Raw genomic sequence first — 20,278 nt, 5'->3', positions numbered from 1 at the left:
TAACACGCTGGAACGGCTTTTTTGGACACAAAAAAATCGCCTCCTTGTCTTCATTAGACACAGGGACGATTATCATAACCGTGGTACCACCCAAATTGCATGGACAACACGTGACCTTAACACGTTATCCATACCACTTTTGGCAATATATCGTTTGCCCATCCGCTTGGCATTACCCAAGTACTCCAGAGTGTAATTCGCAGCCCTTGTATGTATCAGGTTCCATCAACCCCTGACTTTCTGTAACAGGGACAAAGCCGCTACTGCGCTCTATCAACGTGATTCATGTATTCAATTTATAGCAAGTATAGCCGAACGTTTCAGTCATTGCAAGACCAAGTATTAATCATTGAACAGAACAACGGATGCATAGTTGAAACCAGATTATATAATCATCATGTTCAATTTTCCGTGATAATAACCATGGGCTTTCTCCGCGATCTGATCCTCATTTTTCCAAAACTGCTGGTCCAGCGCATCTAACTGCTGCTCTTGTTCCTTTTTCAGGGATTTAGGAATATCCCACAGCTCAGTAAGCCTTTCATCCTCTTTCAAGTGCTCAATGCAGCCGTATGCTGACGTTATGATCTCCACGACTTGAGTCGCACCAATGATATGTAATGCCCGCAACGCGTAACGGTACACCTCTTCCCCCCAGTTACAGAAAAACTGTATAAAACCGCCATTAAAGATATCCGCCTCTAACAGCCATAAAGCAGCAATGTCCTGCTCGTTCGAAGTCAACGAAGCCCAGCCATGTTCAGATTCATTCTTTTTCTCGACAAATAACACAGCATAGTCATACCATACATCATTAATATCTTGCTCACTCACGTTACACACCTCACTTTTCTTTATGCCATGCTCTTTAACTCCTGACGTTTACCCGTCTGATGCCAATGTAAATACGGATTACCGATCTGCTGGAAGGCTTCCAGAACCCCCCTGTTCAGGTCCTTCATCACATCATTTGTATAGTTCAAATGCGTCTCTTTATTATCCACGCCATGTCTTTCCAACAACCCTACATGCGTCGCAGTGAAAATAATATCTGCCAGCAACCAATAGATGACTTCATCCGGCTGTTTCACCCGTTTCTCCAATGAGACAAGACCACGTTCGTATATTCGAACGATATACGTATCTTCTCCACTCTCTACATAGGGCACACCATCCCATTTAAAGCTCTCAAACAAGCGGTTAACATAGTTCTGCATCTGTTCCCTAGGGAAAGATGTACGCTCTAAAAGCTGTAAAAGGATGTCTGCCAATTGTTGTTTGCTTAACATGTTGGACATGAATGCACCTGCCTCTGTAAAAGTAAATCTCTACTTCTCTAATTATTGCATGACATTCTCCAAATTCAATACCCTCGTTGGATTCTAACGTCGAAGACAGAATGAAAAATGAAAAAGCTGCCCAAGGCAGCCTCTTCATTCCATACTGTTCAATCAGGTTCCACAAAAAGTCTGATACGAAGTATTGCACTGTGCTGGCAATTCGGCATATTCAGCCTGCTCAGGTGAGTGAGCGAACGGGTCTGAAAGAACTACCAAAAGCTTCTGCATTACGCTAAGATCTCCGTGGTTCTCCGCTTGCTCAAGGGCTTCCTCGACCCGATGATTTCGGGGAATGACGGCTGGATTGCTTGTTCTCATCAACTGTTGAGAGACTTCCTTCTCCTCTTGCTGTCTGTCCAATCTTGCTTGCCACCGCTCATGCCATTCAGCAAATTCTGGCGTGCCAAACAAAGCTGTCCCTTCCAACCTATCAAAGGTCAAAGCCAGGAACGTATTGTTGTAATCTGCACTATGCTTCTCCATAAGTTCAAGAAGATCCTTGATCAGCGCTTCATCTTCGGCCTCTTCATCCAACAAGCCCAATTTGGCACGCATTCCCTTGAGCCAATGATGATGGTACAATTCAGAAAATTGTGCCATAGCATCCTGAGCGAGTTGCACCGCCTGTTCTTCATCTTCATGCAACAACGGCAGAAGTGTCTCGGCAAAACGAGCCAAATTCCACCCGGCAATATACGGTTGATTACCATAAGCATAGCGACCTTGCCTGTCAATGGAGCTGAATACGGTTGAAGGATTGTAAGCATCCATAAAGGCGCACGGACCATAATCGATGGTCTCACCACTAATGGCCATGTTATCCGTGTTCATCACGCCATGAATGAATCCAACATGCTGCCACTGGGCAATGAGAGCCGCCTGCCGCTTAATCACTTCCTGAAGGAGCAGAAGATAACGATTTTCGACGTGAGCAACCTCAGGATAATGTCGATTCAATGTGTAATCAGCCAACGCCCGGAGATCTTCAATAGATCCCCACCTTGCTGCGTACTGAAAGGTTGCTACCCGGATGTGACTGGAAGCCACCCGGGTTAATATAGCCCCAGGCCGCTCTGTTTCGCGGATAATGTTTTCTCCTGTTGATACCACCGCCAGACTGCGTGTCGTTGGGATACCCAGTGCATACATCGCTTCACTAATAATATACTCTCGCAACATGGGCCCTACAGCAGCACGTCCATCTCCTCCACGAGAGTACGGTGTTCTTCCTGAACCTTTCAGCTGGATATCCACTCGCTCGCCCTGTGGCGTAATCTGTTCACCCAGCAGCAAAGCACGTCCATCACCAAGCATGTTGAAATTTCCGAATTGATGTCCTGCATAGGCCTGAGCCAGAGGCTCAGCTCCTTCCGGAATCAGGTTACCTGCAAAAATTTGTGCTCCTTCCTCACTGTCAAGAGACTCCACATCCAGTCCCAAGCTGGAAGCAAGCAGTCTATTAAAAATGATTAGCTTTGGTGATTGAACAGGCACTGCGCCCTGACTTGTATAGAAGGGTTGCGGTAACTCCGCATAACTATTCTCCAAGTTCCACCCTTTGTTCAATGTTTCTTGTTGCATGTGATCACAACTCCTTTTCTGCACAAGGGATATCCCTTGGTTATATTGTAGCCTTGTGAACCGATGCTCATTTATGTAGTCGCATGGAAATTCAATTCAAGAGGATGTTGACTTAAACGAACATATTAAATGTTCTTGATGAAACTTTAGCATATTTGCATGCCTTTTGCATTCCTCATGAATCGTAAGCAAAAAAAATCCAAGAGGTTTCTTTGCCAAGTGGAATCATTGTCTTTCATTCCACTTCCCAGAAAACCATCTTGGATCTATTCCACTTACTACCAGATGACACGTCTGTTATTACAAGGATTACGTGTGTGCTTCTTGAGCCTGTATAGGCTGTACTGGCAAGCTCTCTTTTTTCAAAGCGAGGTTAAAGAAGACATTAAGCAGGATCGCTGACAGGCTTCCCGTGATAATACCATCGCTAACAATAATCCGAATACTCTGAGGAAGCTGGGCAAACAGATCGGGTACAGCAGTAACACCGAGCCCAAGCGAAACGGAGCAAGCCACGATTAATAGATTGGATTGTTTTCCAAAATCAACGTTTTGCAGCATTTTGATCCCGGATGAGACGACCATTCCAAACAGGACAACAGTCGCTCCTCCGAGGACAGCACTTGGAATAATGGTTGCAAAAGCAGCTACCTTTGGAATGAGTCCCAGAAAGACCAGGATACCTCCGGCTGCAACAACAACATTGGTCGTTTTCACTTTGGAGAGCTGAACCAAACCAACATTCTGTGCAAATGTATTGTATGGAAAAGCATTAAATATGCCGCCCAGGACAAACGCGAGACCTTCTGCGCGATATCCCCGTGCCAGATCTTTTTCGTTGATCGGTTGATCACAGATTTTGCTCAAAGCCATAAATACACCTGTTGATTCGATGATAACGACTGTACCTACAATAATCATTGTAATGATTGGGCCGATTTCGAAGGTAGGCCAACCAAAGTAAAAGGGTTGAGGTAAATGGAACCAAGAGGCTTCCTGTACAGCGGCAAAATTTACTTTTCCCATGAAGGCTGCGATGAGGGTCCCCACGATAATACCAAGGAGAACAGCCAGAGATTTAACAAAACCGCGAGCATATCGATTCAGGATTAGAATGAACAGTAATACACCAAATGAAAGCGCCAAATTGTCCAAACTTCCGAAATTCTCGCTGTTTGCTCCACCAGCCATATTTTTAATACCGGTTGGAATTAACGCAAGACCGATGATCGTTACCACTGTACCAATCACAACTGGCGGAAACAATTTGACGATTTTGCTGAAAAACACAGCAAAGATGACGATAAATAAACCCGCTGCAATGATCGACCCATATATGGCAGGAATTCCGTATTGCGATCCAATCGCTATCATGGGTGTCACCGCTACAAAAGAACTTCCGAGCACCGCTGGCAGACCAATACCCAAGTACTTGCCTTTCCGAGCCTGAAGCCACGTTGCAATCCCACACGTTAACAGGTCAATGGAAACCAGATACGCCAACTGCTCTGCAGTCAGATTTAGTGCTCTGCCCACAAGCAAAGGCACCAGAATTGCTCCCGCATACATCGCTAATACGTGCTGAATCCCGAGTGAAAAAACTCTCATCTTTTTGGTTTCTTTCATCCCACGTTGCCCCCCTGAAATTAGAATCAACTGAACCACTGCAAAATCATGTTATGTTGATTCACATTATATAAACTATTCAGGGAAGTTCCATGATTCATAACATAGAATTGTGATAAGAGATAAAGAGCCCAACTAAAATTGGGCATGTTATACAAAAGGTATTCTCATACCGTTTATGTCGCGTTATATAAGTTGACACATTAATGCATAAGGTCTGAACATCATTTATTTCATATTCTCAGCTTGTCCAGTTGAGAGGATTAATGTTAAAACGTTGCTCGATTACCTCTCCGTTCTGGTGAACCATCTCCGTAAAAAACACTTCTTCTCTGTTCATCAGAACAACGGATGAAGCTCTGGTCCCATAGTCGAATTTCTCACTTCTAACGAAGATGGGTGATAACAAACGTTCCCACTCCAATGGAACGCCTGTATGAGGCAAAAGTTCATCCACTGAAGGATCTGCAATTTGCAGCAAACCTAATATTTGTTCTGTCAGGGTATCTTCGTCTTCCCCTTGGATGATTTTCTCCAGCCCTTCTTTTCCACGTTTCACCTTGGGCCAATCTGTATTAATCAAGTGATTACTAATCCCGTATATTCCCGGTTTCAACTTCATCACAACATTACCCACATTAGAATAATAATAGAGGTCGTCAGGATCACCCACTAACAAATTGTAGCCAGGATAATCATTGCGACTTTGCTCCGCATGTTGTATAAATTGCTCAGGTGTGGACGTTCCTTTTAAAAAGTCAGCAACCAGATCTCCTCTTGAGCCCTTGGCCTGTACCTCTTCATTTGGATCACGATAATTCGTAACAGCAGCCAGACGCCCACCTGTTGTTACCCCCATCCAGGTTCCCATTTTCGACAAATCCCGGCCAGCCAATATATGAGGATAGTCTTCCCAATAGTGTGCTTGAGCCGTAGGTCTGTGATAGAATTCATCCCTATTTGATCCCAGAATAAACGGATACTTTGGATGCATGTTGTAAGCAAATAAAATTAAACACATGGGAATCTTCAACTCCTATATTCGTTAACCCTCTGATAACGTGGCTTTATATCGCATAATCAACTACAATGACATCTTCCACCCAACCATCCAGGGAAGCTACAAATGCCTGATGAGCAGGATGTGGTCCATAAGCGCGCAATGCGTCCTGATCTTCAAACGTCACTCTCAATCCAATCGTATAACCTTGAATACGGTCCGTTTCTTCCGTTGTATTGATTCCTGCGGTCAGCGTGACAATTCCCGGGATTTGTTCCTGTAGTGCGAGCAATTGAGCCACCCATTCCTGTTGTTTGGCTAGCGTGGTTTTACCGTTAAATTTAAAAACAACTAAATGTTCAAACATCTTGTTATTCCTCCTCTGTTAATTCTTTGCTACTCTATTTTCAACATGTTTTCGCAGTTTCTCCAACCAGTTGATATCGCTTTGAATACTCTGATAAGCATGATCTCTCATTAATAACAGAGCATCTTTCAGCTCCCCTTTAGTATCCATCTGTTCTGGGGTATGAAGCTCAATATACTCTATTTTCTTTTTCATCTTTTCGATAATATCCTCAATCAGGTAAGCAATCTTCTGATTGTCCACCTTATCCAGGTTGACCAACGCAGCGTACAGTGACTGCACATTCGTAAACTTCTGGAAGACCTTATATATGCTTTCTTCAAGTGACTGTCGCCCTTTTTCGGTGATTCCATATGTCGTTTTGTCCGGTCGATTTTCAGTCTGTATCGTTTCTACCTTCTCGATCAGGCCCTTCTTCAGCAACACTTCAAAATTATAGTAGATAGTGCCTTCAGTAATTTTGGCGTCGGTTTGATCCAGATGTTTACCAATACGCTTCTTAATATCATAAGGGTAATAATTCCCTTCACTTAGTGCACCGAGTATAAATATTTGAATCGACATTGTGACTGCCCCCATTCTGCTCATCCAAGGGTACAGCTTGGTCCTAATCGCCTACCCTCATAACTTCTATTTTATATCATAACGGGCTGTTGTACAGGCTCCTGTGTTGTATCGATCTGTTTGGCTTTTTTGAAATGATGGATGGCCGTATTGATAATAAAGGCTCCCACACCCACCAGTGCCAGTCCGACCGCATATTCTACTGTTTTCCCTCCGCCGAAGAGAATATTATAATCCAGATGTGTTGAATGGAACATCGGTGTAATCTGACTTACGAATTTGAAATATCCTGGCATCATCTCCGGTGACATGGACGTCCCGTTCGCAATGGATTGGCTGAGTACAAAGATCATATTGATCAGCATTCCACCTTGACCGAGAAGCATGATAAAGATACTTGTGAACTCAATCGACACAAACAGCTGCAAGCTGTGTACCATCCACATTTTCAAAAACACTTCCACCCCATACCCCTGCACCATAAAATAAATGCCGATCCCTACAAGTGGAGCAAGGATGGAAATAAGCAGGTTGGCTCCTCGCATTGCAAAGAATGCTTTCCATTTCCCCATCTGTCCTTGAAGATGCTGCATTCCGCCAATGCTTTGCATCGCATAGATCATAGCCCCGACATACAGCGCCATGGTGATGAACATCGGTGCCATCTGATTCTGCATGCCTGCTGGTTGCGGGTTACTCAGAACGATGTCAGATGACACTTTTCCCATAGTGGATTCCACAATCTGCTTCGATTGCTCCGCTGGAACCTGCATACTGCTCAGCACCCCCTCGAAGCTCTGTGCCTGAATCTGAGTTCCCATCTGCGCAGTAATTTCAGCAGCTACATTTTTCATGGTGCTTGTAATTGTTGTTGGGTTCGATTCATTAATCAGGTACTGGAGCTGCGCTTTCCCGCCCTGTTCAGACAGTTTCTCCGTAAAATCACCCGGTATACGAATGATCATATGAATATCCCGGTCTTCAAGTCCTGTCTTCGCCTGTTGCAACGATTCATCCATTACCACGTTAAACGGCAATTGCTCTTGCAATTTTTGTACAAATTCCGTACCGGATTGCTGGTCTTCGTTGACAATAGCCACGGTAAGATTCGTTACATTTTTCGGGATGGCACTATACCCTGACATAAAAACGATCAACATTACGATCTGATAAAAAACAATCATGAATATGCCTGCTTTGACTCCGCCATGCTTCAGTATGTTCTTCACTGTCTACTCCACCTTGTTTGTTATAATATAAACTACTTGAATTAAAGTACTCTTGTTTGGTATATTTGTCAATGAGACCAACCAAGGAGGCGAAACGAATGAAGAAGAGCGCTATAATTTCTCTATCTGAAATCACGAATTTTCAATCGAAAGAAGAAGAATTCAGTCCCTACCGTTGGTATCGCAGCATGTTGAATCAGGAACCTGTCGTCTACAACGAAGAAACCGATTCCTGGCATGTGTTCAGGTATGATCTTGTCAAAACGGTGCTTAATGATCACGAGCACTTCTCCAGTGTGAGAAAAAGATCGATTGTTAACGTAGGATATTCGAATGAAGAAGAAGGTTCGGGGAACGAGCACCATATGCCGGACAAGCTGGATATTCACAACGTAGATCCCCCGGAACATCGCAAGCGGAGATCCTTACTCGCCAGTGCATTTACACCAAGAAGTCTCAAGCTCTGGGAACCAAGAATTGAGGCCGTGGCCGAAGAATTAATCAGCGCATTTGAACATCAACCTGAAGTGGATATTGTTGAAGCATATACGAGTATGTTTCCTGTCATTATCATGTCTGACCTGCTCGGTATTCCTTCCAAAGATCGTAATCTATTCAAGGATTGGGTGGACACCATGTTTATGCCTACTACCGATGCAACCTTTGAACAGATTAACCAATTGAAAAAGATTGCCGGTGAAGAATACTTCAAGTACTTGTATCCCTTCGTTGTGTCCAAACGATCCAATCTGGGAGAAGATATCATATCAGACCTGATTCAGGTTGAGTTGGATGGCGAATTTTTTACAGATGAAGAGATTGTGCGAACCACCATGTTTATTCTGGGAGCTGGCATCGAAACGACCAGTAATCTGCTGGCCAACTCGTTCTACTCCCTTCTATATGACCAACCGGAATTGTATGCCGAACTCAGAGATCACCCTGAACTTGTTCCAGCCGCGGTAGAAGAAATGCTGAGATATCGTTTTCACATCAGTAAAATGGACCGCATGGTCAAAGAGGATAACGATCTTCTTGGGGTTAAGTTAAATAAAGGAGATGCCATCGTGGCGTGGATGAGTGCAGCCAATATGGACAAGAACATGTTCGAAGATCCATTCACACTGAATATTCATCGTTCGAACAATAACAAACAGCTTGCGTTTGGTTTCGGTACTCACTTCTGTCTTGGGGCTCCTCTGGCGCGCCTGGAAGCGAAGATCGTATTAACCGCATTCCTAAAGACATTCACCAAAATTGAACCTGTTCAAGGGTTCATCCTGGAAGAAAACCTGACTCCATCTGCCGCTGGGCAGTCCTTAACAAACCTTCCGATGAAGCTGTATAAGTAAATTCGGTTAGTGCGAATACCAAAAAAGAGCAGATCATCTGCTCTTTTTCTCATGACTTTGATTGATTCACTCATTCAAATCAATTTAATTCAACAATTCCAATCCGCCCATCATATAGGGGACAACTCGTTGAGCTAACTCAGCAGGGGATTCCTGTCTTCCATCCACATTCCATCGATACGTCATTCCATAGATCGACCAGCTTAGCATGGTTGCAGTCATTTTTAGCGTTTTGGGATCTACATCCTTCGCCACTTTGCTCATTAATTCAAGAAGGAATTGTTCCAGTTGAGTCTTGATGTTCTCTTCAATGATTGGTGCAACCGTCTCATATTTCTTGATGCACTCATTACTTGAGACGTGATAATCACATAATGAAAATATAAGCTGCTGTATGGTTTCCGCTGATAACCGTGCATCCGGGTCTACCCTTTTTGTTACATATTCCATAAAAGCATCCGATAACAAGGATTCAAGGAGTGCATATTTATCCTGAAAATGGGCGTAAAATGTGGCTCTGTTAATTGTGGCCTGTTCCGTAATGTTTTGAATGGTAATGCTGTTGAAATTTTTAAGATTCAATTGGTTTAAAAACGCATCAAGAATTAATTGACGCGTGCGGATTACACGCGGATCATTCGAGTTTGGAGACAATACACCAGACATGCCCCAATCCTCCTTTGTACACAAAATATTTGGTTAGACTCCTTCATTATAGATAAGTGTTATTTGTTCAACAAGTGAAAGTAAGTGCAAAGACACCATACAATAATCCGTGTCTTTCGCTTAAGCAACAAAATGCTCCGATTGTTGGTTGAGCATGCCTATAGACCTTGTTAACATTGCACTCGTACCCACTGAGAGGTACAACATAATGGAGGTGTATATTTTGAGTAATCCACAATATAACATTATTTCTACAGAGCGTTTGTTTCAACCATACACTGTTTCAAAGCTAACCCTGTCCTCACGCATCGTCATGTCCCCCATGGCTCGTGCTTTTTCCCCGGGCGGTGTCCCTGGCTCAGACGTAGCCGCATATTATCGTCGACGTGCCGAGCATGGTGTTGGACTTATTATTACCGAAGGTGCAACCATTGAGCATCCCTCTGCATCAAGTGAACCTAGAATCCCTCATATGTATGGAGAAGCAGCTCTTCAAGGCTGGGCTGAAGTGGTCGAACAAGTCCATGAAGCCGGCGGCAAGATTTTTCCGCAGATTTTACACATGGGAATCGTTCGTCCTTCAGGATCTGACCCACACCCGGAAGCTGCATCACTGAGTCCATCGGGAGTTGATATGGAAGGTACTCAAGTAGGTGCGCCCATGACGGAGGCAGAGATCGCAACTGTGATTCAAGCCTATGCAGATGCAGCAGCCAATGCGCAAAGTATTGGTTTTGACGGAATTGAACTTCACGGTGCACACGGTTTTCTAATCGATCAGTTTTTCTGGAAAACAACGAATAGGAGAACGGACCGCTATGGTGGTGACCTACAGAAACGAACTCAATTCGCGGTTGAACTTGTCATGGCAGTTCGTGCTGCGGTAGGTCCTGATTTCCCTATTGCAATGCGGATTTCTCAATGGAAGATGAATGATTATCAAGCCAGACTGTTCGACACACCGGAAGAACTGGAACAATTCCTTCGTTTGCTGGTTGATGCAGGTGTAGATATCTTCCACTGCTCGACACGACGCTTCTGGGAGCCCGAGTTTGAAGGATCTGATCTTGGATTTGCAGGGTGGGTGCGGAAGCTAAGTGGTCAAACCACGATAACGGTCGGTTCTGTAGGTATGGCAGATGAGCCTGAAGCAGAAGGCAATGAAGTAAAACATCCGGGGATGAGCGAACTTATGAAGCGATATGAGCAACAGGAATTTGATCTGGTGGCTGTTGGACGTGCACTCCTTGGTGATCCGGCATGGGCTGCCAAAATACGCGAAGGCCGCGTATCTGAGATTCAGGCTTTTACACCTGAAGCACTGGCTACGTTACACTAAGAACAATTACTAATTGTTCCAGACATTTTTTCTCCCCTATATATAGGTTCGAACTCATGAATCAACTATACTATGCAAAGGGCTCGCTTTCCCTCCGGGATTGCGGGTATTTTGTTTTTGGAGCTATCTGTGCGATCAAACACTTCGAGCAATAGCAATATCGTTCAAGAAAATTCCTTCTTTGCAACCTATAATGACCTTAACATACCAGAAAGAAGGTGCATCATGACTCGGGAAGTCCGGACTGTGGTATTTGATACCGATCTACAGCTAGAAGCTTATCAATTTGAAGGCATTATGCAGAAATTTCCCAATCATTTTCATGACTATTACGTCATTGGATTTATTGAGCAAGGCAAGCGTCACCTCGTCTGCAACAACGAAGAATACATTCTGAATAGTGGCGACATGATTGTCTTTAATCCACATGATCCTCATGCCTGCGAACAGGTCGATGGCAGAACCCTCGATTATCGCTGTATCAACGTCCAGCCTGAGGTTATGCGAGAGTATGCAAAAGAGATTACTGGACAAGCATACTTGCCACGGTTCACATCCCCCGTTCTCTATCAGAGTGAACTTGTGGGTTCCCTGCACGAGCTTCATCAGATGATTCTGGAGGAGCAATCGGATTTCTGCAAAGAAGAATTGTTACTCTTTCTGCTGGATCAATTAATGCGAGATTATGCGGATGCTGAACCGCCTGTATCCACGCAGGATGTTACCGCAGAGATCAGACGCATATGTGATTACATAGAAGCTCATTACATGGAGAGCATCTCGCTGAACGAGTTAGCCGATCTGACGGAGATGAGTAAGTATCACCTGCTGCGTTTATTCACTCGCCAGAAAGGCATATCACCTTACCGCTATCTGGAAACGATTCGCATTAATCAAGCCAAACGTCTGCTGGAACAAGGCCTGCTTCCCATTGAAGTAGCCGCACAGACAGGATTCAGTGACCAGAGCCATTTCACGAATTTTTTCAAAAAACTAATCGGGCTGACGCCGAAGCAATACAAACGTATCTTCAACCATGATACGGAGTTGAAACGAACCATCGATAACCTCGTATGACGAGTCATCATGACACTAATGCTGCTACCGGACATTTGCTCGCCTTATTTACCATATTGATCTGGGGAACTACGTTTGTCTCAACAAAGGTCTTGTTGATTGATTTCACTCCAGTGGAGATTCTATTTTTCCGTTTCCTGATCGGGTATTTGGTACTGTTGCTAATCTATCCGGGTTCACTGCGGATCGCCTCATTCAGAGAAGAATGGTTATTTATCGGAGCAGGAATATGTGGAGTGACTCTATATTTTCTCATTGAAAATATTGCCCTGCTGTACACAACCGCTTCCAACGTGGGTGTTATTGTCTCCATTGCCCCGTTCTTCACTGCCGTGCTCGCCAATTTCTTCCTGGATGGTGAGAAGTTAACGCGCCGCTTTCTTATCGGATTTGGGATTGCCTTGAGCGGCATCCTACTCATCGCACTGAACGGCAGTTTCGTTCTGCAATTGAATCCGGTAGGTGATCTGCTTGCTTTTATAGCACCTGCGGTATGGGCGATCTACTCTGTGTTAATGCGGAAAATTGGCCAGCTTCGTTATCACACCATTGGTGCGACTCGCAAAGTGTTCTTCTATGGCCTGATCTTCATGCTGCCAGCTCTGTTCCTGTTTGAATTCCATTGGGAACTCGGACGCTTCACAAGTATGACCAACCTTTCTAATGTTCTCTACCTCGGTCTGGGTGCCTCCGCATTGTGTTTCGTGACCTGGAACCGGGCCGTGAATCTTCTCGGAGCTATCCAAACGAGTGTATATATCTATCTGGTGCCTGTCATTACAGTTGTGTCATCTGCACTGATTCTTCAAGAGCAGATAACCTGGGTGATTGTTCTCGGTGCGTTCTTAACCCTATTTGGCTCTTACATTTCAGAACGAAAAGGACACAAGCTTAACAACAAAAACACTAATCCGCATAGGGGTTAGTGTTTGCTTCATTTTTTACTGATAAAACTGGACATCGTGGTTGACCACCGTTGACATGCGCAGAAGTCATTCATTTTATCTCGCTTAATTGAGACAGCAGAATCTCCAGTTCCTCTTGCTCCAGATGACGCCATTGCCCCCGCTCCAGTTGATCCAGCCTAATATTCATAATTCGGATGCGTTCCAGCTTCAACACTCGGTACCCCAAGGCTTTGCACATTCTACGGATCTGCAGGTTGAGACCCTGTGTCAGAATAATACGAAATACATCTTCACTTTGCCTATACACTTCGCAGGGCTTGGTCACCACGTCCAGAATTTCAACGCCTTCAGACATGGACTTTACAAATTGATCTGTTATGGGTTTGTCTACAGTCACTACATATTCTTTATCATGGTTATGCTCCGAACGCATCATCTTGTTCACAATGCCTCCATCATTCGTAAGCAAAATCAACCCCTCAGATGCCTTATCCAGCCTGCCTATCGCAAATATGCGAGAAGGATAATTCATATATTGAATGATATTCCCTTCCACATGTGCTGCTGCTGTGCAGACAATACCGATGGGTTTGTTCAGAGCAATGTAGACAGGTTCACTGTCATTACGAGGAATCTCCTTGCCATCAATGAGTACCACATCATGAGGTTCAACTTCCGCCCCTTTTTCACATACCCTGCCATTGATCGTTATGCGTCCAGCTGCAATTAAACGGTTCGTTTCCCTGCGGGAGCAGAATCCCGTTTCACTTATGTATTTGTTAATTAACATGTGTCACCACTTCTCATCTATAGTATTGCCACTGGTTCTTAGAGTGCTGGTACGTTCATTCGCTTCGTGCAATGAGTTAGTACCTTGTACTGATTTTCATTCCACATCATCTCATTTATACTGAAACGAAGCAATGAATGGTTATATAAAAACACATACAACGTTACATAGGAATGCCAAAATACACGCTGGAAGGAGTTTCTCATGTACAAAGTTACTCGATTTACAGTTGACCCCGATGATCCAAACCAAGACTCTGGCATGTGGATTGGTGGAGAAACTGCATACGTTTCCGACTGGCCTCTCAACCCCGAGGGGCAGCCTTTATTGCATCTGTTCTCCATTAATTGTAATACACTTTCACAGCAGGTCCATATCCCTTCTTTACCACAAGATAAATATATCTCGGTCTTCTCGACCTACTCCGCCTCCGAATATTTTCTGGATCAGGTAACCTATACGGGAGATGAGCTGGAATGGAACGAGAATATTCTCGCCGGGTGCACTTATGTCTCGGTATCTTCGCATCCACTCACTTCCGTATGTCCCGTTCCACCCATTCCGTTAAGCGGCGTACGTTTGATTGAAATGGAGTTAGACGATCAGGCATTCCCTGCATTCTCATTTTTCTCTCCCACGTTACCAAATGGTGTGAAAGGAATTGACCATTTGGTAGAGGAACATCAACTGGTGTGTCAAATATATTCCGGAGATTTTCCTGAGCCTTATCGGGATATATTGGGTCTTCCCGATGCAAACGGTTATTTATTTTTGCGAAGGGGTCCCGCGTCTGCTCACGCGCCATTCGATGGAATATTCTTTGTACAGACTGCTTAATGGCGATACGTTGAGGTCAGGTAACATCATATAAAAGGGCTAATCAGAACGTTTCCCGTCTACTCAGACAGGGAACGTTTTTTATATATGCACGTGTTACTATCCTCGATCAATACAAATGCCAAACCCTGTTAAAAGGTCATATGGATTGGATCATATTTATCCTTTCGACACGAAATCGTTTTAGATGAAACTTAGCACGAGAAATATTTCTCCTCATCAAAATTTAACATTATTTTACAACAAAAAGCATGTACATTTGTGCATTTATGGTATAAGTTATATATGAAATAAACATTAATTACATAATATAAAATTTTTATCCAACTAGGAGGCAGACTTATGAAAAGAATATTCGCTCTAAGCTGCGGTTTTTATCTGTTAATCGGCATAACCAGCGTTGTGCTCGGCGCCCTTCTCCCTGTTTTATTGACATATTATGAGCGCGGTTATAGTGATGGCGGATTTTTGTTATTTCTGCAGTTCCTTGGATTTCTTGTCGGGGTTCTTGTCGCTCCTTCAATGACTGCCCGGATCGGAAGAAAAGTTATGCTACTGATTGCACTGGTCTGTATTGTAGCGGCTTATGCTGTTCTCGGATTTTTGCCATCTTGGACTAGTGTTCTTCTACTTACTATTCTCATCGGCTTTGGCTCAGGCATTATTGAGCCTTCCGTTGGAGCATTCACGATCGAATTCACTGAGAATCAGAAAGCCGTAGCGATGTCCAAGCTTGATGTGTTCTTTGCTCTTGGAGCACTTCTCATCCCCGCTGTCGCTGCTTTATTTATCTGGATGGATCTGTGGCATCTTACTTTTTATACAGTGGCCGTGTTGTCACTCGTTCTCATGCTACTGTGGATCACCATGCCCCGTTCAGCCGCACTGTATCTGGAACAGGCTGGCGAGAATACAGTGGCACACTCAGCAGGTAAAGCCCGATATTCTAGAAAACAGCTGGGTCTGCTGACGATCTTTGTCATCTTCTTTTTCATCTACATGGGACTGGAACTGGGATTAATGAACTTCCTGCCCTCCATTCTCGTAGAACGATTGCAGCTTCAGGAATCTGTCGCATCGCTAAGTGTCTCCATCCTGTGGATTGCGATGATCATCGGCCGTCTTTTCTCGGGGAAAATAGCGGAAGCCGTCAACTATATGCCTTTCCTGATCTGGAGTACGGTTGGCACGCTTTTGTTTACGGTCGCTATGGTATTTGTAACTGGACAGTGGGCAACGTATGTGCTCATCTTCGGAACCGGTCTGTTCATGTCTGGGCTGTTCTGTATCGCACTGGTCTACGCAAATGTTCTGATTCCCGGTATGACCGAGCGGACAACCAGTATCCTGATCGCATCGGGTGGTATTGGAGGAGCCATCTTGCAGTATGTGACTGGATGGAGTATGAGTACCTGGCCTGTTGTGAATACGATCTGGATTTTGGCCGGATTCTGTCTGATCCTGCTGCTCACATTGATGGTCTCTCATCTATGGACTGTAAAAAATAATGCAGTACGTGCTGCTCTCGCACATGCTCTCGCACAACATAGCAAGGAAATGTAAACATCGTTTCTTAAGGGAGGTGATGCCCGCATCATCCGGGATTGTTGAGCTTTGTTCGAGCTAGTACACCATTATATTGGAGGAAATCGTATGCAAACTTTAACCAACAACCGCTTCATAGCCGGAAAAGGGATTAAGTTGATTGACGATTCAGGTGTTGAATACCTCGATGGCGTGTCAGGCACGTTTAATCTGTCACTGGGCTATAATCACCCACATGTAGTCAGCAAAATTCAGGAACAAGTCGGCAATCTGACGCATATGTCTTCCTCCTTCACTGAACCATACGTAAATGAAGTACTTGATCACTTAATCGAATATGCTCCAAACGACATTAATGCCGGATGGATGCGGGATATTACTGGTTCAACTGCCAACGAATGTGCGACCAAAATCGCACAGAAGTATACCGAATCGACAGACATCATCAGCCTGTATCTGTCCCATCATGGGCAGACCCAATTTGCCACCGGGATTTCGGGGAATGCCTTCAGGCGGAAACGCTTCCCCAATTCGGCTGTGGCTAACGCTGTCCATGTACCTGCCCCATACTGTTATCGCTGCCCATTCAAATCCTCAAATGGAGACTGCGGCTATCAATGTGTTGAAGCTATATCTGATGCAATAGAATATGCAAGTTCCGGCTCAGTCGCCTGCATGATTATTGAACCCATTCTCGGAAATGGTGGCAATATCATTCCTCCACCCGGATATTTCAAACGTCTGCGTAAACTGTGTGACGAGTACAATATTATTCTTATTGCCGACGAAGTGCAGACAGGAATCGGTCGTACGGGAACCATGTTTGCCAGCGAACTGTTTGATATCCAGCCTGACATGATTACCCTTGCAAAGGGTCTTGGCGGAATCGGCGTACCTGTTGCTGCTGTATTAATGCATTCCCGGCTGAATGTGCTCGAAAAGCACGAACACTCCTTCACCTCAGGAAGTAATCTGATCTCCGTAACCGCTGCCAAATCCACCTTGGAAGTGGTATCCGAACCCGGATTTCTGGATGCGGTAAAACGCAAAGGTGAAATTCTGGGTGAATTGCTGCATGAATTGGCTATGAAATACCCAAGTATCGGGGAAGCTCGTGGCGTCGGGTTAATGTGGGGGTTGGAGATCGTAGGTGACGGTAATGAACCGGATACACTAAAAACCAATGCCATTGTTGACCGTGCTTTTACAGATGAGCATCTGATCTTGAGAAGTTCAAGATATGGCTTCGGCAACGTTGTTAAGGTCCGGCCTTCCCTTACCACAACCGAAGACGAACTGGTTGAGATTGTGGAGCGGCTGGATTCAGTGCTTGCCAGCGTTCATTAAAACATTTCAATGCAACTGTTCGAAGTGGTCGTTTCGGTTACGAATCGTTCTTATGATCACTGTTATCCACGGATTTTCTTGATTTCCCTTTCACGAGGGAAAAATCCGTGGATAAAGGCGAACGCTTCGCTTCTCCAGAATCGATTTCGTCCCCTTCACTACTTTCGTATCTTGTCCGAAACTGTTTTAAGATGAATCGCTATATTTATATTTTATATAATTACAAGGAGGTTATATCATGCTTGCATTGGTATACAAATCGGCTTGGGATGTGGCGCTTGAGGAACGGCCTGTCCCGGAAATTACAAGAGATAATCAGGTGTTGGTTCGTATTCGAGCAACCGGAGTATGTGGTACCGACTTAGGCATCGTCAGCGGTAAATATCATGCGGTTCCTTCTGTCATTCTCGGTCATGAGTCTGCCGGGGAAGTCATTGCTGTTGGCTCTGCGGTAACGACATTACAACCGGGCGACCGTGTTGTGATCGACCCCACCTACTATTGCGGACAATGTGACATGTGCAGAACAGGCAGACAAAATCATTGCACACACAAGTCTGTTACCGAGACAGGTGTGAGCGCTGACGGAACATTTACAGATTATTATGTGACCGAGGATCGTTTTTTGTACAAATTGAAGGACCATGTGAGCTATGAAGAAGCAACTTTGACGGAACCGCTCAGCTGTATGCTGACGGGGATTAATCAGATTCATTTATTGCCGAATTTCAGAACGATCATCCTCGGCGCAGGCCCGATTGGCATTCTGTACAGCTACGCGCTCGCTTCTAAAGGGGTCACCGGCTGTCTGGTCGACATCTCCGAAGAACGCTTAGCCATTGCCGGTTCCATTGCACCCGATCGTTGGGAAGTTCATTCATCCTTCGAAAGTGCAATCGAATCGCTGTCACCCGCAACCCATCAGGTCGATATGATCGTGGATACAACAGGTGTTGTGGGCACACAAGTGCTTTCCCAGCTCGCCAGTGGCGGTTATCTGATGCTGGTTGGTCTGAGAGATGGAAACACATCCTTCAATCCCAAGGAAGTTGTGGACCGCAGTCTAAAAATTATTGGTTCCATCGATTCTCTGGGGACATTTGCTACCGCACATTATATGATTGAACAAGGGATTATTCCGGCAAAAAAAATCATCACCCACTCCTTCCCGTTGGAGGATTACGAAGAGGCATTCCGTACACTTGGCTGTGATATTCAGGGACGCACACTTCAAGCCTCTTCACATGCCATTAAAGTTGTGCTGCAATCCAGCGGTTCCAGTTTCTAAAGTGGAAGGTTAACCATGAATGGATTACATTAGAGATATATGTATACACAATCCTGGAGGAGGAATACAACATGGTAGCAAACCAAGAGTTTGGCGGACTGGAAGCGGCCGATGATGACAGCATTCAAGCAGTCATTTTTGACATGGATGGTGTACTGATTGACAGCGAACCGATTTATTTCGAGATTGAGCGCAGCTCTTTTACCCATTTTGGCGCTGTGGTGACTGATGAAGAACATCATACCTATGTTGGAGTTACGCTGGAATCCATGTGGCAGCAAGTATTGGACAAACATCAGCTGACAGCTACGCTGGAAGAAATATTTGCTTATCATCAGCATAATGTGATGCAAACGATGCTTGCCCATCCGAATCTGACGGCAATGCCTTCCGTGGAACGCTGGTTAAGCTGGCTGCATGAGCAGCACGTACCCATAGCCGTTGCTTCTTCCTCTCCACGTGCACTGATTGATCTGATCATGGACAAGACCGGTCTTGGACAATACTTTGAGGTGCGAATGACAGGTGAGGAAGTTACAAACGGCAAGCCGGCACCAGACATTTTCCTGACCACCGCTGAAATGATTGGTGCATCTCCTTCGAATTGTCTGGTGATCGAGGACTCGCGCAATGGTGTTCAGGCCGCCAAAAGTGCAGGCATGCGCTGTATCGGATATCGTAATCCGGGATCAGGCAATCAGGACTTGTCCAAAGCCGATCTTCAGATTTCCAGTTACGATGAGTTATGGACATTGAAGGACACACTGCCCTTTGAAGGCAGATTGCCAAGTTTGTCAAAGTTTCGCTGAGAAGATCGGAATTTCGGAATGTATTTAAAAAAAACACCCAAACGGCTTCAATTCATTTGAATTGGAGCTGTTTGGGTTTGCTTGCTGCAATGGGTGTTACATAAGAACACATGCTGTAATTTCAACTAAACCGAAAGATCGAGACTTCCACCCAGATTGGGATGAGGAGCAGGCACTGACTTCAACATTTCCGCCATCTGCTGGCCTTGCTGCTGTGCCATGTCTTTCGTAATCGACATCACTTGCAAGCTTGCCGACTGCACTACTGAAGCTTGGCTCATCGCCATTGATAATGCTGCAATATCCATGTTCTGCACTCCTTTCACTTTCTGATTACATAGATGTACTTATTATATATCGGTCACAAGGGAGGATTTGTTAAAAGGTCGATCAAAATGTATACGAAAATCCATTCCAATCAATCATAACCACCCTCAGCTTCAGGCAGTTCCTTGCATCATTAACGGAGCATAAAAAGGGGATGCCATAAGTCATGAGCATGACTGAGGACATCCCTTATAAAAGTTATTTTATTCTAATGAACCTGGCACACGCTATTCGCTCTGATTTGCACAAGTCTATGGTGTAACGAATCACAGAGACGTTATTTCGT

The 20,278-nt window shown here is 44.7% G+C and carries 20 protein-coding genes and 1 other annotated feature; of the genes, 9 read left to right on the top strand and 11 right to left on the bottom strand.

Features of this window, described 5'->3' with window-relative positions; genetic code table 11:
- Positions 1–58: 58 nt before the first annotated feature.
- Positions 59–286, bottom strand: a binding site (T-box leader).
- Positions 287–384: 98 nt separating this feature from the next.
- The 8 genes from MHI14_RS12660 to MHI14_RS12625 all read right to left on the bottom strand — a co-directional run bounded on the left by MHI14_RS12660 (position 385) and on the right by MHI14_RS12625 (position 7,707).
- On the bottom strand, positions 385–834 hold the full coding sequence (locus MHI14_RS12660; protein ID WP_341130414.1) for a DMP19 family protein: 450 nt from the start codon (positions 832–834) through the stop codon (positions 385–387).
- Positions 835–854: 20 nt separating this feature from the next.
- Positions 855–1,298, bottom strand: coding sequence for an Imm63 family immunity protein (locus tag MHI14_RS12655; protein ID WP_341130413.1), 444 nt, complete (start codon positions 1,296–1,298; stop codon positions 855–857).
- 153 nt (positions 1,299–1,451) lie between these two features.
- Positions 1,452–2,921: a protein adenylyltransferase SelO gene (locus MHI14_RS12650; protein ID WP_341130412.1), complete on the bottom strand. Its 1,470-nt coding sequence runs from the start codon at positions 2,919–2,921 to the stop codon at positions 1,452–1,454.
- 309 nt (positions 2,922–3,230) lie between these two features.
- Positions 3,231–4,547 carry a nucleobase:cation symporter-2 family protein gene (locus MHI14_RS12645; protein WP_133385213.1) on the bottom strand — a complete coding sequence of 439 codons (1,317 nt, stop codon included), beginning with the start codon at positions 4,545–4,547 and terminating at the stop codon, positions 3,231–3,233.
- Positions 4,548–4,788: 241 nt separating this feature from the next.
- Positions 4,789–5,568 (bottom strand): NRDE family protein, encoded by a 780-nt coding sequence (locus MHI14_RS12640; RefSeq protein WP_133385214.1) that lies wholly within the window; start codon positions 5,566–5,568, stop codon positions 4,789–4,791.
- Between the two features lie 46 nt (positions 5,569–5,614).
- Positions 5,615–5,914 carry a Dabb family protein gene (locus tag MHI14_RS12635; protein WP_341130411.1) on the bottom strand — a complete coding sequence of 100 codons (300 nt, stop codon included), beginning with the start codon at positions 5,912–5,914 and terminating at the stop codon, positions 5,615–5,617.
- Between the two features lie 18 nt (positions 5,915–5,932).
- Positions 5,933–6,478, bottom strand: a complete 546-nt coding sequence (locus tag MHI14_RS12630) for a PadR family transcriptional regulator (protein ID WP_165980206.1) — start codon at positions 6,476–6,478, stop codon at positions 5,933–5,935.
- 71 nt (positions 6,479–6,549) lie between these two features.
- A complete protein-coding gene (locus MHI14_RS12625) occupies positions 6,550–7,707 on the bottom strand; it encodes a YhgE/Pip domain-containing protein (RefSeq protein ID WP_341130410.1) in 1,158 nt (385 codons plus the stop codon).
- A gap of 98 nt (positions 7,708–7,805) precedes the next feature.
- Between MHI14_RS12625 and MHI14_RS12620 the strand changes: the two genes are divergently transcribed.
- The gene (locus MHI14_RS12620) at positions 7,806–9,059 is read left to right on the top strand and encodes a cytochrome P450 (protein ID WP_341130409.1); all 1,254 of its coding nucleotides are present in this window, start codon (positions 7,806–7,808) and stop codon (positions 9,057–9,059) included.
- Positions 9,060–9,143: 84 nt separating this feature from the next.
- On the opposite strand, the gene MHI14_RS12615 is transcribed toward MHI14_RS12620, so the two are convergent.
- On the bottom strand, positions 9,144–9,725 hold the full coding sequence (locus tag MHI14_RS12615) for a TetR/AcrR family transcriptional regulator (protein WP_341130408.1): 582 nt from the start codon (positions 9,723–9,725) through the stop codon (positions 9,144–9,146).
- A 223-nt stretch (positions 9,726–9,948) separates the two neighbouring features.
- Between MHI14_RS12615 and MHI14_RS12610 the strand changes: the two genes are divergently transcribed.
- The 3 genes from MHI14_RS12610 to MHI14_RS12600 all read left to right on the top strand — a co-directional run bounded on the left by MHI14_RS12610 (position 9,949) and on the right by MHI14_RS12600 (position 13,067).
- Positions 9,949–11,064 carry an NADH:flavin oxidoreductase gene (locus tag MHI14_RS12610; RefSeq protein ID WP_445670337.1) on the top strand — a complete coding sequence of 372 codons (1,116 nt, stop codon included), beginning with the start codon at positions 9,949–9,951 and terminating at the stop codon, positions 11,062–11,064.
- A 225-nt stretch (positions 11,065–11,289) separates the two neighbouring features.
- The gene (locus MHI14_RS12605; protein ID WP_133385221.1) at positions 11,290–12,141 is read left to right on the top strand and encodes an AraC family ligand binding domain-containing protein; all 852 of its coding nucleotides are present in this window, start codon (positions 11,290–11,292) and stop codon (positions 12,139–12,141) included.
- Complete coding sequence (locus MHI14_RS12600) at positions 12,138–13,067, top strand: DMT family transporter (protein ID WP_339309844.1); 930 nt, start codon at positions 12,138–12,140, stop codon at positions 13,065–13,067. The genes MHI14_RS12605 and MHI14_RS12600 overlap by 4 nt, the downstream gene beginning before the upstream one ends.
- Positions 13,068–13,137: 70 nt before the next feature.
- Here the strand turns inward: MHI14_RS12600 and MHI14_RS12595 are convergent, their stop codons facing one another.
- On the bottom strand, positions 13,138–13,839 hold the full coding sequence (locus tag MHI14_RS12595) for a pseudouridine synthase (protein ID WP_341130406.1): 702 nt from the start codon (positions 13,837–13,839) through the stop codon (positions 13,138–13,140).
- Between the two features lie 204 nt (positions 13,840–14,043).
- Between MHI14_RS12595 and MHI14_RS12590 the strand changes: the two genes are divergently transcribed.
- From MHI14_RS12590 to MHI14_RS12570, 5 genes are all read left to right on the top strand, one after another.
- Positions 14,044–14,676, top strand: coding sequence for a DUF1963 domain-containing protein (locus MHI14_RS12590; RefSeq protein ID WP_133385224.1), 633 nt, complete (start codon positions 14,044–14,046; stop codon positions 14,674–14,676).
- 342 nt (positions 14,677–15,018) lie between these two features.
- On the top strand, positions 15,019–16,239 hold the full coding sequence (locus MHI14_RS12585) for an MFS transporter (protein WP_341130405.1): 1,221 nt from the start codon (positions 15,019–15,021) through the stop codon (positions 16,237–16,239).
- Between the two features lie 90 nt (positions 16,240–16,329).
- Positions 16,330–17,568 (top strand): aspartate aminotransferase family protein, encoded by a 1,239-nt coding sequence (locus MHI14_RS12580; RefSeq protein ID WP_341130404.1) that lies wholly within the window; start codon positions 16,330–16,332, stop codon positions 17,566–17,568.
- Between the two features lie 238 nt (positions 17,569–17,806).
- Entirely contained in the window at positions 17,807–18,856 is a 1,050-nt protein-coding gene (locus MHI14_RS12575) for a zinc-dependent alcohol dehydrogenase (protein WP_249912371.1), read from the top strand.
- A 71-nt stretch (positions 18,857–18,927) separates the two neighbouring features.
- Positions 18,928–19,665 (top strand): HAD family hydrolase, encoded by a 738-nt coding sequence (locus MHI14_RS12570; RefSeq protein WP_341130403.1) that lies wholly within the window; start codon positions 18,928–18,930, stop codon positions 19,663–19,665.
- A 125-nt stretch (positions 19,666–19,790) separates the two neighbouring features.
- Here MHI14_RS12570 and MHI14_RS12565 read toward each other — a convergent pair whose 3' ends face one another.
- Positions 19,791–19,973 (bottom strand): YjfB family protein, encoded by a 183-nt coding sequence (locus MHI14_RS12565; RefSeq protein ID WP_017687882.1) that lies wholly within the window; start codon positions 19,971–19,973, stop codon positions 19,791–19,793.
- Positions 19,974–20,278: the final 305 nt, after the last annotated feature.

The organism is Paenibacillus sp. FSL K6-2393, from assembly GCF_038002545.1.
In the GTDB taxonomy this organism is placed as follows: domain Bacteria; phylum Bacillota; class Bacilli; order Paenibacillales; family Paenibacillaceae; genus Paenibacillus.
Note: the sequence above shows the minus strand (reverse complement) of the source record. Positions and strands in the feature narration are given on the sequence as shown.

Excerpts from the sequence above, each read along its gene's own strand:
- MHI14_RS12645 (WP_133385213.1), bottom strand. The coding sequence starts at position 4,547 with ATGAAAGAAACCAAAAAGATGAGAGTTTTTTCACTCGGGATTCAGCAC.
- MHI14_RS12630 (WP_165980206.1), bottom strand. The coding sequence starts at position 6,478 with ATGTCGATTCAAATATTTATACTCGGTGCACTAAGTGAAGGGAATTAT.
- MHI14_RS12585 (WP_341130405.1), top strand. The coding sequence starts at position 15,019 with ATGAAAAGAATATTCGCTCTAAGCTGCGGTTTTTATCTGTTAATCGGC.
- MHI14_RS12565 (WP_017687882.1), bottom strand. The coding sequence starts at position 19,973 with ATGGATATTGCAGCATTATCAATGGCGATGAGCCAAGCTTCAGTAGTG.
- MHI14_RS12605 (WP_133385221.1), top strand. The coding sequence starts at position 11,290 with ATGACTCGGGAAGTCCGGACTGTGGTATTTGATACCGATCTACAGCTA.
- MHI14_RS12570 (WP_341130403.1), top strand. The coding sequence starts at position 18,928 with ATGGTAGCAAACCAAGAGTTTGGCGGACTGGAAGCGGCCGATGATGAC.
- MHI14_RS12595 (WP_341130406.1), bottom strand. The coding sequence starts at position 13,839 with ATGTTAATTAACAAATACATAAGTGAAACGGGATTCTGCTCCCGCAGG.
- MHI14_RS12640 (WP_133385214.1), bottom strand. The coding sequence starts at position 5,568 with ATGTGTTTAATTTTATTTGCTTACAACATGCATCCAAAGTATCCGTTT.
- MHI14_RS12655 (WP_341130413.1), bottom strand. The coding sequence starts at position 1,298 with ATGTCCAACATGTTAAGCAAACAACAATTGGCAGACATCCTTTTACAG.
- MHI14_RS12620 (WP_341130409.1), top strand. The coding sequence starts at position 7,806 with ATGAAGAAGAGCGCTATAATTTCTCTATCTGAAATCACGAATTTTCAA.
- MHI14_RS12615 (WP_341130408.1), bottom strand. The coding sequence starts at position 9,725 with ATGTCTGGTGTATTGTCTCCAAACTCGAATGATCCGCGTGTAATCCGC.
- MHI14_RS12575 (WP_249912371.1), top strand. The coding sequence starts at position 17,807 with ATGCTTGCATTGGTATACAAATCGGCTTGGGATGTGGCGCTTGAGGAA.
- MHI14_RS12590 (WP_133385224.1), top strand. The coding sequence starts at position 14,044 with ATGTACAAAGTTACTCGATTTACAGTTGACCCCGATGATCCAAACCAA.
- MHI14_RS12635 (WP_341130411.1), bottom strand. The coding sequence starts at position 5,914 with ATGTTTGAACATTTAGTTGTTTTTAAATTTAACGGTAAAACCACGCTA.
- MHI14_RS12580 (WP_341130404.1), top strand. The coding sequence starts at position 16,330 with ATGCAAACTTTAACCAACAACCGCTTCATAGCCGGAAAAGGGATTAAG.
- MHI14_RS12650 (WP_341130412.1), bottom strand. The coding sequence starts at position 2,921 with ATGCAACAAGAAACATTGAACAAAGGGTGGAACTTGGAGAATAGTTAT.
- MHI14_RS12600 (WP_339309844.1), top strand. The coding sequence starts at position 12,138 with ATGACGAGTCATCATGACACTAATGCTGCTACCGGACATTTGCTCGCC.